Genomic DNA, 19,138 nt, shown 5'->3' on the forward strand with positions numbered 1-19,138 from the left:
ATAAAAAAAGATGAAGAAAATCATGGTAATTGCAATAATGTTTAAAATCTATGGCGTATTATGCCGATATCATTTTTAGACTATTATCGACATGTGGGGGGATTGTTTTGACAAAAAGAATAATGATGTATGTACTTATTTTCACGCTAGTTTTTACCACGATACCTGTGCAAAACATATGGGCAAGTACGACGGTGAATAAGGTAGACTTGTTTACGACGGCAGCAACAGATCAATCTGGTGTGACGATTGAAAAGGGTAAGAAGAATATCAACTACACCATTCAGCAAATCCTCTTTACGGTAGGGTCAGGTTATAACCTTCAATCGACAAGTTATTTAAATAATGTGAAAGTATATGGAGATAGTGAAGATGAGACCTATAAGTTTGATATAACCGCTGCAAGCGGACAACTGTTATTGAAGTTAAAAACGGGCACTGACGGAACATCACCTTACCAATTGAAGAAGCATACGTTATATCGTATTGTCATCCCTGAGGGATTGTTTGGCAAGACCGATGGATCAGAAGTGAATATGGGAGAAAACTTTACCTTTGTAACCAATGCAGGGTCTTCCGGCAGCGATATCATCGCAAACAATACACCTGCCAACAATCAGAACGGCGTGGATTATACAGCGGGTACGTTAAGTTTTACGTTTGTATATAACATTGCTTTCACTGATCAAAGCCATCTAGGCGAGTACATAAGCATTGAGACGAAGGATCTGACGAATGGAAGTGCAGGTTACGTTCAGGAAGACTTAAGTGGGTTTAATATTCAGATTACTGGGAAAAAGCTGGAGATAGCATCAAAGGATGGCAAACTCAAGGATCTTAGTGAATACAGGGTGCAGTTAAAAGAAAAAACAGTGCTTCTAGCAAACAATCCAGACGCAGATGCCAAGATTTATAATGATGTCATCAATGTTATTTTCTATACCAACAATATTGTGGAGAGCACAAGCCCTTTAAACAATGCAGTCAATGTTGGTCTGGAACCCAAGATTTCGTTTACATTTAAAGATCTAGTGGTCGGGAGCTTAAGCAATATTAAGCTGAATGAAGTTGTTTCAGGGTCAGAAGTTCCTGCTGCTGTAAGCTTGTCCAATGACAGCAAGACATTGTATGTGGCGATACAGGGAGAGAATATACTGAAAAAGGATACGAGTTATAGAGTAACGATACCCGTCAATACGTTTACTTTAAGTGGCACCTCAGTCGCGAATAAGACAAATATTGTATTGTCGTTTAAAACCGGAACGCAAGGAGAGAGTCCAACAGCATCGGCCTATGGCTCCAATGAGAACTTCTCCGATAACATACGAGATATTAACAGCACACAGCTTTCAGAAAACGGATATATTTATATAAAGATGGACCGACCTGTCCAGTGGGATAAAGACTGGTCAGGAGATGGAAAAAAGACAGCTCGTATCAATCAAGTAGAACTATTCAAGATGCCGGCAGTAGACCCTACGGATCCAGATGCCAAAGCCTTTGGAAAAAATGGGGTACAATATGATAAGAAGTTTTGGTATATGAAAGACGGAGGCACCTTCAAACTGGCCACGACACCCGATGATGGGGCAACTGTAGCAGCTTCTGTCTATTACAAAGAAGAAATGGCAGTGGAAAGCATAGATATAGTGGGTACGAACAAAAACATTTTAAGAGTGAAACCAAAGTTCCCTTTATTAAGTTTGAACCAGTACCAGTTACGAATCAATGGAGAAATGATAGAGGATGCATACGGTGTCAATGGATCGGGGTATATTGATTTTTATTTCTGGGCAAAAGGGAATTCAGAAAATGCGATCTCATCTTGGGGATTCTCAGATACTACTTCCTTTACCTCTGAAATTGTCAGTACTTCGCCGCATGTTAAGCAGAGGGTTCATGGGACCACAAGATACTCTCCCAATAAGCCCATTAAGATAAGCATGGGGGCAGAACTGATTCCATCGGCCCAAACGGGTAAGGTGGTCAGCAATGCTTATCAGAACAGTGCCCTTGGTAATATATTATTAAGACCTTCAAACTATTCAGAAGGATCCATCACCATCGGAACAACTTTATTGGATGCACCGACTATCGAATTAGATACAACGGTACAATTTAAACTAAATGAAGATATTAATCCTAAAGGTGACACTATAAATTGGATTATAAAAAATGCAAACATTGCTACGATAGATACAAATGGAAGGGTCAAGGGAATTGCCAAAGGTCAAACACAAATCTTAGCTTTGGATGGAGAAGGAAACACTTTGACCACGGTCAATGTAACCATACAGGAAGGAACCTTGGGCATTGGAAAGATCAAGATCATCTATGAAGAAACCAACAGTGGCAAACAAACCCTAGTATATTTATATCCAAACCAGGAACTGATCAGCGGTATGAGCTATAAGCTTTTTCTTCCAGGAGATGTATTTCAAACAAGGGGAAAAACATATGCCCCAGCCCGGGAAATCGAGTTGGTGGTAAGCGGAGATACAAGCAGTGATCCGACGATTCAGACCATCGAGAATGGTACGGTATCCATTGAGGATCTATTGAATAAGACAGAGCATACCTTCTTGATCAAAGGATATAATTTTAGGAAAGATATCAACCAAGTTATTCTGAAATCAAATAAAAATTCAGAAGAAATACCCATTGCAGCGTCTTATGTGAATTTTGTGGGTACAGACCAACTGAAAGTCACCATCAAAGATACATCCAAGGCATCCCTTGTCAGCAGAGCCGGAGGAGATGACTATACCGTTATCGTAATATTCAAAGATGGTGATCGTGCCGAGTCACCTTCGGGCGTGTACTTCAAAACCCTGACTATGGGGATACCTTCTGTCGTTGCAAAATATCCCGATCAGAATGGCACTTACGACGAGCAGAGTCTAACCCATACCGTAAATGATAGCTTTACCAGCGGCAAGTATTTCCTAAGGGTGACCTTTAGTGATCCGGATGGCACCTTGACCTTTAATGGTGTTACAGGCTTAAATAATATCATCAATTCCAGTGTTGTTTCCGTGGGAAGTACCACATCCATGATTGATGTAGACTTTGTCAATCAGATATTGAATATGGGAGATTATAATAGAAACAATGCGATTTATAAATATCTGCTTATCAAAAATACGAGCAATAAGCAAGCAACCCTCTATATTCCAGTAAAAGCATTAAGATCCCAGACGACTTATCAGGTAACCTTAAGACCTGGGATTGTAGCAAGCAATGCTGGAAGTAACGAGGAAATCAGCTATCAGTTTGGCACCAAGTCCATGCCCTATATTGATAAGGTAAGCATTGGAACGGTACCAGAAAAATACGATGTGGATGAGCCGATCCTTCTTGAAGGAGATTTCTTTGACAGCAGTACCATTCAGGTGTATTTTAATGATATAGCTGCCTACGAAGTGAATGTAAAAGAGAGGACAAACAGTGACGGAACGAAGGCAAGTTATTTGGAGGTTTATCTGCCAAGAGGAAAGAACAAGCTTTCACCAGGTGTCTATGATATCAAGATTTCAAATAGTGATAATGATCAATACATAGAATATGGTGCGCTGAGCGTTGTAAATGCAGGAAATGTACGAGATATACCCAATGAAGATTATCGATATAAGGATGAGATACGACAAGGGGATGTCAAAGCCAGTACGAAAGTCAGTCAAGACACACTACATATGGAATCCAGATATAGAGGCGAAGCCTATGTGGTCATGGATCTAGATGAGATGATGGGAACCGAGGTAAGGGTAAGAAAGATTACTTACGGAGGAGACAAAAAATATAAGATTGGAATCCTTGAAACAAAATCCAAATGGGCTGATATTGCCCTCCATGGACTAACGTTGGATCCAAATGCTGATGGGGAGATGATCACCGTAGCTTTGGGCAGGACAGAACCCGTGGTGGCCCAAGCCCTTCAGAAAAAGATAAAGGGCACGGTAAAATCAGATTGGATTCAAGTAACGGGTGAAAACTTCAAAATATCCAGTGTGACTTTATCAATACCTTATAAAAATTCTGATGGGAAGCATTTAAAGGTATACAGATATGATGAAGACACAAGGAGCCTTTACGAAATAAATGGAACAGTGGATCTGGTAAATGGAAAAGTGAAGATAGCAAGCAGTGAACCAGGAATCTTTGTCGTTGTAGAATAGGATATGGAAAGGTGGTGCTTCTGAAACATGATTAGAAAAAAGAGTTATAAGATCATTTCTTTTCTGATGGTATTTTTGATGATCTTCGTCATGTTGCCATGGGGAGATATACAGGTGTTTGCGGCTGGTGAGGATGCCATCGTAGACAAGATTGCGATCAATAAAGTTTTTGATAAAACCAATAGCAGGATCACCCAATTTGACATCGAGATTTACGGACAACAGATGAAGGGGGCCAACATCGTTTTAAAAGGGAGACTTTCAACCTTTACTTTGCCAGCTCCCACGTTGGACGCCTATTATTCATACAGCTTAACCGCTGCGCAATTACAAGAACTCAATAATAATAATGATAAAGTCTTTACGAAACTAAATGTGGCAGGACAGGATTTCACCATGGATGAAAGTGAAACCATGCCCCAGATTACAAGCATTTATCCCAGGGAGTTAAAGAAAGTTTCACCCGGTAACACGACAGCGATCACAGGGATAAAACTGGATACCATCGCAGCCAACAGTACTGGAGCCACGAAGGTTAGCGGCAGTTCAGGCACAGTAAAAATGAGCATTGAGGGAAATGTTGAGACAAAGGTAACCATAGTGAATGAGAATAGTGCCACATTGGAGTTGGTTGATGGGATAGAGGGCGCAAAGCGGATTGTATTCTCATTAAATACAACCATTAGCGGCAAACCTGTAAATATCACCCATCTCTATGAAGATCAAATTACCGTCGTAGGACAAATAAAGGTAACAGACCCCAAGATTATTCCCAATATAGGATCACAGGGAACAACGGTAGAAATTACCGGGGGCAGCATGAGTGACTATAGTGTGTTCTTTCTTCCTAAAAATGCATCAGTAGACCAGTATTTATATGAATACATGGGAAGGGATACAGCGCGATACAGCACGACGCCGAATTTATTGAGCACGAAAGTGCCAACCAATACAAAAATCACCGCAGGAACTTACAAAGTAGTATTGACGAATCTCATCACGGGAAGTTTTAGTTCAGGTGCTGATTTGTCCAGCAAAGTTTTTGCTTATCAGTATATTGGAGATTTTGTGGTGGTTGGGGATACGGATAGAGCATCGATAAAGTATGCTACACCGAATGTGGCAACCAACGAAGTGCCTAAGGAAATTCAAATTACAGGGTTGAACTTCAATGAGGTCAATATCCCAGGATTAGATAAAACAAACAAGATTGTATTTGATAAAAGCGAAATAACCAGCAGTGATTTTTCTGAAGAGCTGAAGGTTGAAAAAAATTTAACAACGTCGATTGATTACAAACTGAGTGAAACGACGACTGAAAAAATTAATGCCATCGAAAGAAGCTTTAAAGGGTGGATCGTAGGATCCCTACAATTCACTGAAAATACAAAACAAAATCTGAATACAGAAATAGGCGGAAATGACGATTTCTTTGTAAAAACTCCCATCGTTGGGGAAGAGGCTTTAAATACACTGCAAGACATCGTCATAGAGATTACCACGATTCTACATACAGAAGGTGGAGAAGAATATATCTTTGTAGAGAAAGTGATTAAATCCAAAGGTTTTCAGTATGAGAAAAGTGAGACACTGCCAACGATCATAGAGGTAATTCCATCCAAAATTCAGGTTGAGAAAGTCGATGACAGCGGTAACTATAAAATACCCAAGGAAATTGTCATAGGGATTTCTGGAAAAGATTTTATGGTTACAAAATATACAGAGGGTGGTACGGACAAGCTGAATTATCCTGAGATCAACTTAGGTGGCGTTATCAAAATTAAAAAGACGGGAGTATCTGTCTATGTCAATTCCGTTGTGAACGATGATGCAACGCTGGAAGTTTTGAATAATGGAAAACTTGTAGACGGGTCTCCCGGAAATGAAACAGGAACCTATATTGTCATCAAGCTTCCTGCAGATTTGTTGATCAATACAAGCAATGTAGGGATTCCATTAAACATTGAAATAAAAAATCCAAAGAAGAATTCGGAACAAATGGGTGGTGCCCGGGTGGGTGAAGGGATGATTTCCTTCGTGCTTTCCAATGACCCTGTAACCATTACAGAGGTGAAGCCCAATGTGGTGGCAACCAACAGTAAGGAAAAGGTGACCATCACCGGAAAGAATTTCAAAGATGGCGTGCAGGTAATCATAGACGGGAAGAAAGTGCAGACCATCACCAGAAGGGGAGACGGTGAGGAAATCACCTTCAATGCTCCTGAGAATCGAGAAGTACGTACTTATATTATGGTGATCAATCCCGATGGGGGTATGGATTCCAAACCTTTTACATATGTAAAAACCTATACATCTCCAAAGATCACGGATTTTTCACCCAAAAAAGGAACCAAAGATACATTGATGATTATAACCGGTGAAAACTTCTTATTACCAGACCCTACGGCATCTCTTCTCGATGTAGATAGATTGGTAGGAACGAAGGTACTATTGGAAGGTGATGATGTAAACAGCTATATTATGAATTCAGCGGGGCGAATCGTATTCAAGAGTATTGCCAGTCAAGGTTTTGACATAACAAAGAATCGTCCGTTATTTGAGGTCGTTACGGAGACCAGCAATGGACAACAAAAACTAGCAGCGGCTGAATATTATAATAGCGTGCTGTTAAATACACAAGAGGATGGAACAGGCAATTTTTATGCAATTGCTGTAAAGGCAGATGGCACAATCACCATATCGAATCCTGCTCTAAAAGAAACCTACACCCTATATCTCGATGACGATGATAATATGAAAGCAAAGAATAGCAGCGGTACTGTCTATACACTGGAAGTTGCAAATGATGGTCATTCCATTACATTGGATAATGGAACGCCCACAACGTTACATTTACTAACACCTTATACGGTAACTGGTGGAAAGATTACAGGTCATAGGGCGAAGGTTATGGGATTAAATCAAATCCAAGTGACCATTCCAAAACTTCTTCGTGGAGACGGTTACTATGACGTAACTGTAATGAATCCGGATACAAATAAGGATACGCGATTGAATGAAAATGGTTTCCTCTATAGGGATCAACCTCAAAGCAATCCCATGATTATCGGAGACCTAGACCCTAAGGAAGGCTCTACTGATGGAGGTTACCAGGTAACCATCAGGGGAAGCGGCTTTGAAGACAACGGTGTATCCAAAACAGAGGTAATCATCAATGGTGTCCGTGTAGACTCCAAAAATGCGCAGATCAGTTCAGATGGTACATCTATTGTCTTCGTGATGCCTGCCTATCCTGGGGATCTGAGCAAAGACCTAGGGGTCGACAAGCTTACGGTTCCAGTAGTCGTTGTAAACCCTGACGGCGGCAGTGCAGCGAAGACCGATGGATTTACATATATGGTTCCCAAGAGTCATCCTAAAATCCATCGCATTCTTCCGACAGAGGGTAGTGCAGCAGGGGGAGAGATCTTAGAAATATTTGGAGAAGATTTCAGATTATTTGAGCCCTACACTGGCGATGTCAACAACATTGAAATATGGAAAGAATTGAATGGCGATGGCGAATGGACAAACTACGTAGGGAAAAGTGCCCAATATCTTTTGGAAACCGTGTTTAACAATGATCGTAACCTCTACGAAAGCAGAGTTTATCCCGTTATTCCAAAGGTTTATTTTGGAGAAAAAAGAGCTAAGGTATTGGAATTTTCAACGAACTATCTAAAAGTAGAAATCCCAGCAGGGAAAGATGGCAGTGTGGATCTGTATGTTGTCAATAACGATGCCGGAATTTCAAATAAGCTGAAGTTTACTTATAAAAGCTCAAATCCTAAGATCAACAAGATTGTACCAGCAGAAGGAAAGAAACAGGGAAATGACAGAATTGAAATCACGGGCAGTGGATTTGTGCAAAGTGATCTGAAAGTGTACCGATTAGAAAACGGAAGTATTGCTTTAAACGATGAAACTATGCAGTTGGTACGTTTCGGAAGTATTACCAATAAGAATATTGAAAGAAACAAAGAAAATTCAGGACTGATTACCAGCAGCCGTACGACAGTAAGGTTAGAAGGCAATTTGACCGTGGAATATAATGGTACGGACCATGAAGTAACCGTTGCGATTACGGAAGGAACCAATACCTATCGACGAACTTTCCCATACAACAACGAAACCCTATTTGTTCCAGTCAATCTTCTGCTCCATACAAGCAATAGCTCCAATTATGGCGGATTTGAATGGATCAAGCTGGAAGTGGCCAGTGAGGTTGGAAATTCTGGTTTGAGATTGTTGGTAGAGAGAGGATATGCACCAGCGGTCGAAACGGTCAGCGCCAATCAGTTGATCGTCAATACGCCGTCCTATCATACCATTGGACAAGTAGACGTAACTGTAATTAATGCTGATGGCGGAGAGGCAAAGGGGAAATTTACCTATAAGAATCCAGACAGCAAGCCTACCATTACCAATGTTACCAAGGATGGAAGAGATCCTGTGACAGAGAGTGGCGTGAGAATTCTTCGGATGACCTATAAAGGTGGGAATATTGTATCGGTTTTAGGCAGCGATTTTAGAGAAAATGCAGTGATTCAGATTGGAGACTTATTGACGATCAATAAAGACAAGATTACCTATCAGCTTCCAGGAAAGCTCACCTTTACGATGCCCAAGGTGGATGAAAAAGTAGTTGGGCAGCGGTATCGTGTGGTGGTGATCAATGAAGATGGCGGAACGGCAGCCTCTGATGAAGCAGATCCTAAAATCTACATTGAATTCATCAAAGGAGAAACGGCACCGGCCATCGAAGAAATAACACCTTCTCAAGGGCCTGCCAGCGGTGGGACGGAAGTAACCATTCGAGGAAAGGACTTCAGAGAAGGATTATTGGTACTCTTTGATGATGTTCGTGTTCCGGCTGCAGATGTGAAGGTGATCGACTATAAGACCATCAAGGTGAAAACACCTCCCCATGCACCAGGAAAAGTTAACGTAAAGGTAGAAAATCCTGATGGAGAACTCTCGGATCCCAATGGTGAATTTACTTACTTAAGTACACCTACAGTGGTGGCTGTCGTTGATCCGGCTGACCCTACGGAGACGGCTAGAATCAGTACGATTTCTATCTTAGGCGGACAGGAGATTAAATTAAAAGGTTCTGGATATTATGAAGGGGCCAGAGTCGTATTTAATCCAGTATTGGAGGAAGTGAAAGGGGATACGACGACAGGGGATATCATTTATATCAGTGGCAAGCCCTATATTTTGAAGGAAGGTACAGCGGGAACCAGTGTAAAGATTATTGATGGGGAAACCCTTACAGTGATAACACCACCAGGGAAAAAGGATACGGGTGGATTAATCGTTATCAATGCAGACGGGGGTGCCAGCAATATCTATGGAGATATCAAGTATGGAGTGCCAGAAGTTGCAGCACCCAGCGGTGTGGTTGCCGAATTGGTGTACGACCGCTATATCAAAATCAATTGGAATGCTGTAACCGATGCAGTAGAATATGAAATCTATGTGGTCGTTGACGATAATATGCAGGAACTCATCGGTACAACAGAATTAACCTCCTTTGTATATCAAGACTTGGAGAAAAATACCCGTTATAAATTTATTGTAAAGGCCCTTGGAGAGTTTGGATTATCCAAGGCATCTAACACCAGTAATACGGTGAAGACGGGCAGCAAGGTAGGCCCTCCTGATACAGACGGCGGTCTTGAAGAAAAGACCAAGCAGGAAAAGAAGGGCGATCGGGCAGAAGTCACCATTGGGACAAAGGAAGATAGAAAAAAAGATTTTACCATTGACTTAACAACGGGGACGCTGGCAGGAAGCAAAGATGTTGTCATCAGTATACCTGCTGCTGTTGTAGCAGATGCAGGTACAGGCAGCGTGATTGTCAATGGAAAAGATTTTAGAATCAAGTTTAATCCAAATGCTTTCTTCAATGACACAGTAAAGGAAAATCAAAAAGAAAAAGATGCCGGTGTGCGTATAGAAATTTCGCCGGTTGTAGACAACAGCAGTGCAACCACCAGCAATGCCCAGACGGTGTCCTCCACGGCGTATGTAATCAAGGCCGCGGTATTTGTGGGCAAAGAGCATACGGAAATCGAATATATACGTTCATCTATCCAAGTTACATTGGATGTAGACAGGGCGAAAGCGGATATGAGGAAACTGACATCCTTCAACCTGAACAGATACGACAATGATAGCGGCAAATGGATGACAATTGCCAGTGGAAATGGAGACAGTATGGCGATTACAGCATTGACAGACAGACTAGGGAAATTTGTAATTACGGGGACGAGGAGGTAGTGAAAATGAAAAAGCTTATAATATGGTTATGCTTGATGCTGTTACTAATGAACCCCATTGCCTCCTATGGAGATCTCAACGGACCCTATAGAGATGGATTCATCGAAGGTTATGTAAAGGCGATATACGAACAAGAGATAGCAATTGAAGAGTACGATGGCACAGTCCATCGTCTCTCCTTTGACCCTAAGGCAGCGTTGACGATAGATAGTGTTCCAGTGACATTGAAGGATTTTAAACCGGGCATGGAAGTCTATGGAGACCTAAAAGGGAAGCGGCTGAATACATTGGAGAGTTTTTCCACAGACAATCCAGGTTATATTCCGCCAGGGGGAAAGGTACGGACAGGTATTGTACGCACGATTGATCGAGATCAAATCACCATTCAAACGGCCATTGGCACAAAGGAAACCTATTTCAGTTCCCCAGCAACCATCGCATTAAAGAAAGGCGCCAACATTTCTTTGAGTTCCCTCTATGAAGGGGACCGGGTGAAACTGTATTTCGATGAAATGGATGCTAACTTTATCAGCAGAATGGAAATCGAAGGGGATTCCATATTGGTGAAGGATCTATATAGAGGAAAGCTGACGATCTCGAACCAACTTGATAATCAGATCGTGCTGGAGAATGTGGAAAGAATTCGCAATGGAAAGTGGGAAGATGTTCAAGCGACCATGAGCATTCCCTATACCACAGATTTGCCACTCTACTCAGGCGGCCAAAAAATATCCTATCAAAACCTAAAGTATTATAAAGGTAAGACTGTATATATGGCAGTAAAGGATTTCTTCGGCAAGAACAGAGCGGAGAAGATGATCATCAAGGGTCAGTATGAATCCGATTTTTCTGATAAGATTGAGGATGTGAATTGGTATACCCAGGCCCTGGAACTAGGGAACAATCGAAATCTCAATTTCCATGAGGGGACGATCATCGTTAAGAATGGACGATTGGTAGATATCTATGGCATCAATGCCAAAGCGGATGCATTCGTGGTGGCCGATGGCAGAGGAAGTACTTTGACAGCCGATGTGATTTATCTCTACAATGAGGATATAAACAATTCCAATATTGGGCAGTATAACATTTATGCCGGCAGACTGGATGTGATTCTCGAAAGCACTGTGACCCTAAAGAACTTCTATGTTTTAAATCAAAATGAATGGGAATCTTTCAGCAAGGAAAAAGAGCTATATTATGACAATGATACCTTTATCTATGATTTAGAAAATGGAAAAAAGGTGGCACCAAAAGAGTTCTATGCCAAGGATTATGCTGTAGACGAAGATACGGACTATGCAAGCGATAGGGGATTGAAGGACTGGCATGGTTACATTTATACTGACGGCGATCGCATTTGCGGCATTGTGGTGCAAAAGAAGCTGGATTCACTGCTCAGACAAAGAACAAGTAACGGCGTGATCGAGAAAATAGAAGATGATGCCCTGTTAGGATGGACCATGTATATCAAGGATGGAAAGGACTGGAGTGCTCGGAAAGAACAGTGGATGGCAAAAAATTCGACCTTCAAAGTGACATTGGATGAAGCGTTGATTATGAAAGATGACAAAGTAATTCAGCCGGATGAGCTAAAACCAGGAGATCGTCTGTATATTGTAAGGGATGATATGGAGGGTAAAGTGGTTCTGGTGAAATAAGGATTGTAGGTTGAGGGATAGGATTATCCCTCAACTTCCATTATGTAAACTAAATTGAAAAACAATCCAAAAAAGTATATACTTTCTAATGGAATGCTATAGACAAGAAAAGGGGGCAAAAAAGTGAAAAAGTCAATCTTATATTGCATGATATTTCTAATAGCCATCATGCCCATGGGTGTATGGGCTGCTCCTCCTGAATTTTCTGGTGGTGTAAATAACGAATATGCTTACGAAGAAGTTGTATTTATCTCGGGAGAGCCAATTAAATTTGTAGGCAGCTTTTCTGTTTCAGAAAAGGATAAGGATGATACCAAAACAAGTACCTATAAATTTAGCAAGTTGAAGCCTGAAGATAAAAGTATTGATGCAGAATTGACAAAGACCATCACTTATGTGACAACATATATGAATCGGAACGATAAGGGCCAGACCATAGCCCAAACAGAAGTCGAGAAATATAGTGAGTCGTTGAAGGTAGGGCAGGATAAATATGAGCTGAAGGATTATCAGTTTTCAAAATCGGACATCATTGATAACCGACCAGCATCAGATTTCTTCTCAGGGAATATGAAGGGTAGAAAGTATTATACCATCAACAAGGATGAAGGAGAAGTGGTCGTTGAGATCAGCGGAGGAACAGCTGCCTATGAGAACTTCTGGGGAAATACAGAGACGCAAATGATCGATTATGTAATCAACTCCAAAAGAACGATTAAAGAGGAAGATTCAGAGGATACGGACGATGTATCCTGGCAGGGAACGGTTACAGCCCACATATCAGATAGTCAAACCAAATCACTGAAGTATTCAGGCAATGATGCCAATTATTCCAGCTTTTACGGTGGACATGTACGCGTTACCAATCGTGCCATGGTCTCCAGATATGAGTATAACTTGCCACGATTTGATGATGATGGAACCTTGGATGGAAAGAAACGAGATCGAGATACCATTCAACTTTCCAAGGAGATGGTTCCCAAGGTGGAACGATTGATTGTACCTAAGTTTAGAGATTTAAACGGACATTGGGCTCAGGAGAGCATTGAAAAACTATACTCCTTGGATGTGTTTGATGAACAATCCTCCTTCTTCTCACCAAATATTCCATTCACAAGAGGAGAATTTACAAAGGGAATTATCCGAGCGTGTGATATCAGAACTTCCACAGAAGGACAGAAAACCACCAGCAGAAGTAGGAGACAGCCGCCCGAGGAATCTCCATTTAAAGATGTTGCAGTGGCAGATAAAAATTATCAGTACATCAAGAGTGGATTAGAAAAGCAAATTATATCAGGGGTATCAGCGACGGAGTTTAAACCCGATGAGCCATTGACAAGGGCCCAGGCCATCACCATTTTGATTCGTGCCCTAGGCTTTGAAAACAAAGCGCCAAACCCTGGTTATTATACATCCTTCTCCGATGACCGTTCCATCCCCAACTGGGCAAGGGACAGCGTTTATGTAGCGAGAGAACTGGATCTTATTTCAGGAGATGAATACAATCGTGTAAATCCAAACAAAGTCGTTACCCGGGCAGAAGCAGCATCCATGCTGGTGCGCTTTCTGGAGTTCATGGAGAAAGATCTACAAAGAGATTATAGAGAGAATATTATTCAGTTTAATTAATATTTTAATCTAGGCGTCAACTTAATCCATAATTTGTCATCCTGAGCGAAGTGAAACGGAGTCGAAGGATCTCAGACCCAAAAGTAATACATCTAAAAGAATTTAATGGGTCTTGTTGGTAGCCTTTCAGATTCTTCACTATCGTTCAGAATGACACTTTGCGAGGGTTCTTTGGAAGAAACTAACTTAAGTTGACATCTATGATATTTTAATGGGGGGACTTGTGGTTCCCTCATTAAAATATTATGATAAAAACAAAACGCATTGTATTGAGAAAGGATCTGAGTACATATGGCAAAAACATTGAAACAAGTGATCGCTTTTGGTATCGCCCTGTTTTTATGCATGACAGCGCCTGTATATGGGGCAGAGATTCAAGTAAGGGATATAGGCGATTTGATTCAGATTATAGAAGAAGATTATTTCTTTGAAGTGTCTCAGCAGGAATTATTGGAGGGAGCGATGCGGGGAATTTTCTACCCTTTAGATCCCTATAGCAACTACTTCTCCAAAGAAGAATATGATAGCTTCGACCAAAGAAACGCGGGGAGCTTTGCTGGTATCGGTGTGACCCTTTCCGAATATGGGGGAGAGCTAATGATCGATGCAGTCATCCAGGGAGGACCTGCTGCCAGGGCGGGACTGGAAGCAGGGGATACGATCCTATCGGTAGATGGAAAGACCGCTGAAGAAAATGGGCTTCCAGAACTGGTAAGGCTTTTGAAGGGCGAGCCCCAAACGAAGGTGAAGCTGAGTGTCAGAAAATTGGTCACAGCACAAATTGTGGCAGCTGAGGTCACCAGGGAGGTTATTCACCTCCATCCTGTAACCTATAAGATTCTAGAAAACAACATAGGGTATATCAAAATAGATGAGTTTATTGAAAAAGTCAGTGATGAAGTGGAAAAGGCTGTAGAAGCATTGCAAAAACAAAAGGTGAAAGGAATTGTCATTGATGTACGGAACAATCCCGGCGGCATTCTGGATGAAGCTGTAAATGTGGCAGATATATTTTTACCAAAGAATGCGCCTGTGGTATATATCGAATTTAAGGACAAAAGCCAACAAACACTATTCTCAAGAAAAGAACCGCTGAACATTCCTTTGGCAGTACTGGTAAATCAAGGCAGTGCCAGTGCCTCAGAAATCCTGGCGGCGGCAATACAGGAAAATAAAGCGGGAACAGTCATTGGGACTACTACCTATGGAAAAGGTACGGTTCAGATGGTCAATGAATTGACGAATGGAGGAGGCATAAAGCTAACGATTGCAAGATACCTTACACCAAAAAAGAATTGGATTCACGAGAAAGGGGTTACGCCCGATGTAGTCATTGAAAACCCAAAGAAAACCAATCTGCCTGTTTTTGCACCTTTGATTGAGGAAAAGGATTATGCATTGGGTGAAAAAGGGCTGAATGTCTATGGTGTACAGCAGCGGTTAAACTTTTTGGGATATAAAGAGGTGATTGCTACTGGAAGCATGGATGGCGCAACAACAGCAGCTTTGAAAGATTTTCAAGAGGAAAATAACTTAAGTAACAAAACTGGCGTATTAAATATAGAAACAAGAGATGCATTAAACAATAAGATTGTGGAACTATATATAAAAGCACCAGAAGATCTGCAGTTGAATAAAGCAATGGAATTACTGAATAAATAATGAAAAATATTTATAATTACCTATTGACGCAGTAAAATGGATAAGATATACTAACTAAGTTGTTATGAAAACCAAAAAAACGAGCACCCTATTAGGGTGCCCTGCCATAAAGAAATGATGCGGACATCGGTAGGTCACCCGTAGGGGGTGGCCTCTCTTTTTTTAGGGAAAATGGCTATTTTGTAGCGGAGACTGAAGTCCCCGCTACATTCGATAAAGGATTTTATTTTCTTCTCTGTAGGAGGGACTTCAGTCCCTCAACAAAGCAGAATGATATGGATAAATCAACTGGGCACTATAGAATGGATTTCAATCCATTACTAAACTTGCAAATAACACAAATTCAAATATAACAATCAGGTGAAAGGAGAAGGAGAAGTATGACAAAGTATATTTTCATTACCGGCGGCGTTGTTTCATCCCTGGGAAAAGGAATTACAGCAGCATCCTTAGGGCAACTCTTAAAGGCAAGGGGTTTAAAGGTAACCATTCAAAAGCTTGACCCTTATATTAACATGGACCCTGGTACCATGAGCCCATACCAGCATGGAGAGGTGTTCGTAACCGATGATGGCGCAGAAACAGACCTTGACCTAGGGCATTATGAAAGATTTATGGATATCAATTTAAATAAATATAGCAATGTTACCACAGGAAAGATTTACTGGTCAGTCATCACTAAGGAAAGAAAGGGAGATTACCTGGGAGGAACCGTTCAGGTGATTCCCCATATCACCAATGAGATCAAGGAACGAATCTTCAGGGCAGGTCGAGAAACCAATGCTGATGTGGTGATTACAGAAATCGGAGGTACTGTGGGAGACATCGAGAGCTTGCCATTCTTGGAAGCCATCCGACAAATCAAATATGACATAGGCAAACAAAACGTCATGTACATCCATGTAACTTTGGTGCCTTATTTGGGCAAGGCAGGGGAAATCAAAACCAAGCCTACCCAACACAGCGTGAAGGAATTAAGAGAAATCGGGATTCAGCCTGATGCCATCGTATGCAGAACAGAGAAGGCTCTGTCTGCGGACGTAAAAGAAAAGATTGGTCTATTCTGTAACTTGGACAGTAACAATGTGGTGCAAAACATGGATGCCGATTCCCTTTATGAAGTGCCACTCATGCTTGAAAAGGAAGGATTGGCCAATATGGTCTGTCAGCGTCTGGAGTTAAAATGTGCTGCACCTGACCTGACCGAATGGGTAAGTGTAGTGGAGAAAGAAAGAAATCTAAAATCAGAAGTGAAGATTGCCTTGGTTGGGAAATATGTAGAGCTTCATGATGCCTATTTATCTGTGGCAGAAGCCTTGAAGCATGCAGGGATTGCCAACGGTGCCAAGGTAGAGATCGATTGGGTTCATTCCCAGGATGTAACTCCTGAGAACGTGGCAGATTATTTAAAGGATGCCTATGGTGTTCTGGTACCAGGCGGTTTCGGAGATCGTGGAATTGAGGGAAAGATTGCAGCCATCCGTTATGCCAGAGAAAACAAGGTGCCTTTCCTAGGAATTTGCTTAGGCATGCAGTTGGCGGTGGTAGAGTTCGCACGAAACGTGGCGGGCTTAACAGATGCCCACAGCTCGGAGCTAAATCCTCAAACCCCTTACCCGGTCATCGATTTGATGCCAGATCAGAAAGACATCGAAGATATGGGTGGTACCATGAGATTGGGGATCTATCCATGTAAGATTTATGACGATACAAAGGCCGAAGCTGCCTATGGTGAAGATTTAATCTACGAAAGACATAGACATAGATACGAGTTCAACAATCAATTTAGGGATATCCTGACAGCGAAAGGCTTGGTCATCAGTGGTATTTCACCCGATGAGCGATTGGTAGAGATCGTGGAACTGCCAGAACATCCTTGGTTTATGGCAGGTCAATTCCATCCAGAATTCAAGTCAAGACCAACCAGATCCCATCCAATGTTTAGAGAATTTGTAAAGGCTTCCCTTGAAAATAAAAGCAAATAAAGTTATACTAAAATAAAGCCGAGTCTGCACTCGGCTTTTAAATTGCAAACAAAAATCTGATGAGCAGGCATTCTGTCATCCTGAGCGATAGCGAAGGATCTTTATGTATTAGGTCAGATCCTTCGCTGTGCTCAGGATGACGACGAACGTCATTGGTAGAGGCGCCCATTGGGCGTCCATAAATGTCCGCGATAACAAAAACGGACGTGCAATGCACGCCCCTACGGTTTTATTGAACCGCGCCGCATGTAGTGGGGACTTCAGTCCCCCAGATGTATATATGCTTTCTTAACCTTATCTTTACCCTGTAGGCGGGACTTTAGTCTCGCCATTATATACCTATATTTTTAAAATCTTGCTGTTGAAAAGAGGGGAAACCAAATGAAGACAATAAGAGACGTATATCATAAGCTTGGCCTTGCTTATGTGGCCTTCATAACCATTCTAGGCATTCATCTAAGACTTTGGTGGATCAACAATATACCAACGAAGCCTGTATTTGATTTTGAAACCTATCAAGAAATTGCCACCAATATCTTTCATCGCTTAGGCCACAGCTTTCGGGGAGAACCCATTGCCTTTCAAGGTATGGGATACCCAACCGTTTTAGGCATCCTATATCGCATCATGGGAAGCAATGACCTGTACATCGCAAAGATATTTCATGTCATCCTATCCAGTTTGACCCTTATCATTGCATACTTTATATTTCACAAGCTCTTTCAACGGAGAGCTGCAGTTTATCTGGCCTATACAATCATGGCATTATTGCCAAATTACTTGGCCTATAATAATGTAATCAGTACCGAGGCATTCTTTACCTTTCTGCTTACAGCAATCATATTTTTACAATTATATTTTCCAGAGAAAAGATGGAGTTATATTCTCCTTGGCGGTTTTACAGGGATCGCTGCCTTGACGAAACCTTTCTTTATGGCATACCCTGTCATCATCGCCGTTGCCTTTTGGTTAAAAAAGAAGAATCTAAAGGAAACTCTGATCCAGTTTGGAATGGTATTCTTGATCATGGCATTGATGATCGCGCCTTGGACCTATCGGAACTATCAAAAGTTTGGCCGCCTGATTCCCATATCCTATAATTCGGGCTATGTGCTTTTTATCAACAATAATGGAAACAATACTACTGGTGCATGGATGTCCCCCCAGGATGCTGAGGCGCCAGCTGAAGTCCATCAAAAAATAAATGAGATTTTGAAGGATGGAAATAGGAGCGAGAAAATTGCCCATGACCTGGAACCGGTGATCAAAGCAGCAGTCAAGGAATGGATCAAGAAACACCCAACAGAATTCATGAAGCTGGGGATATTGCGATTGAAAGCTACTTTCTTTAATGGGGCATGGGATATCAATGCGTGGGCAATGAATGAATTGGAGTGGTCCGATACGGAGTGGAAAGAAGTAGAGTATTTGAGAAACATGAACTTTTTTCGAGGGATGAATGACTGGATCATCTATACATTAAGTGCTTTTGGTTTTTTATATGTATTGGCAAACGTAAAGAATATATTGGTTGGATTGTTCAAAAAGGAACATCTGGTGAAGGATCGGATCATCCTTTCCGTACTGAACATTGCCTTTTTCGTTGCCATCTGCTTTGTCTATGAAGGCCAGGCAAGATACAACTATCCAGTATTGTTTTTCTTTATTATTGCGCTGGTAGACACGGTAGGTGCTATTACTTCCCATAATAAAGTAGAAAGAGAATAAGATAGTAAAGAGC

7 protein-coding genes are annotated in these 19,138 nt (G+C 41.5%); all 7 read left to right on the forward strand.

Translation table 11 applies throughout. The features are described from left to right. The first annotated feature begins 107 nt into the window (after window positions 1-107). The 7 genes from HNQ80_RS08160 to HNQ80_RS08190 all read left to right on the forward strand — a co-directional run bounded on the left by HNQ80_RS08160 (window position 108) and on the right by HNQ80_RS08190 (window position 19,125). On the forward strand, window positions 108-4,175 hold the full coding sequence (locus tag HNQ80_RS08160) for an Ig-like domain-containing protein (protein ID WP_184310007.1): 4,068 nt from the start codon (window positions 108-110) through the stop codon (window positions 4,173-4,175). A 27-nt stretch (window positions 4,176-4,202) separates the two neighbouring features. Then, complete coding sequence (locus HNQ80_RS08165) at window positions 4,203-10,460, forward strand: IPT/TIG domain-containing protein (protein WP_184310009.1); 6,258 nt, start codon at window positions 4,203-4,205, stop codon at window positions 10,458-10,460. Between the two features lie 5 nt (window positions 10,461-10,465). Further along, a complete protein-coding gene (locus HNQ80_RS08170; protein ID WP_207726920.1) occupies window positions 10,466-12,121 on the forward strand; it encodes a hypothetical protein in 1,656 nt (551 codons plus the stop codon). Window positions 12,122-12,244: 123 nt separating this feature from the next. Beyond that, on the forward strand, window positions 12,245-13,750 hold the full coding sequence (locus HNQ80_RS08175; protein ID WP_330602802.1) for an S-layer homology domain-containing protein: 1,506 nt from the start codon (window positions 12,245-12,247) through the stop codon (window positions 13,748-13,750). Between the two features lie 291 nt (window positions 13,751-14,041). Then, window positions 14,042-15,412: a S41 family peptidase gene (locus HNQ80_RS08180; protein WP_184310011.1), complete on the forward strand. Its 1,371-nt coding sequence runs from the start codon at window positions 14,042-14,044 to the stop codon at window positions 15,410-15,412. A gap of 380 nt (window positions 15,413-15,792) precedes the next feature. Then, a complete protein-coding gene (locus tag HNQ80_RS08185; protein WP_184310014.1) occupies window positions 15,793-17,397 on the forward strand; it encodes a CTP synthase in 1,605 nt (534 codons plus the stop codon). A 381-nt stretch (window positions 17,398-17,778) separates the two neighbouring features. Further along, on the forward strand, window positions 17,779-19,125 hold the full coding sequence (locus HNQ80_RS08190) for an ArnT family glycosyltransferase (protein WP_184310016.1): 1,347 nt from the start codon (window positions 17,779-17,781) through the stop codon (window positions 19,123-19,125). The last annotated feature ends 13 nt before the right edge of the window (window positions 19,126-19,138 follow it).

This window comes from Anaerosolibacter carboniphilus (genome assembly GCF_014205875.1).
In the GTDB taxonomy this organism is placed as follows: domain Bacteria; phylum Bacillota; class Clostridia; order Peptostreptococcales; family Thermotaleaceae; genus Anaerosolibacter; species Anaerosolibacter carboniphilus.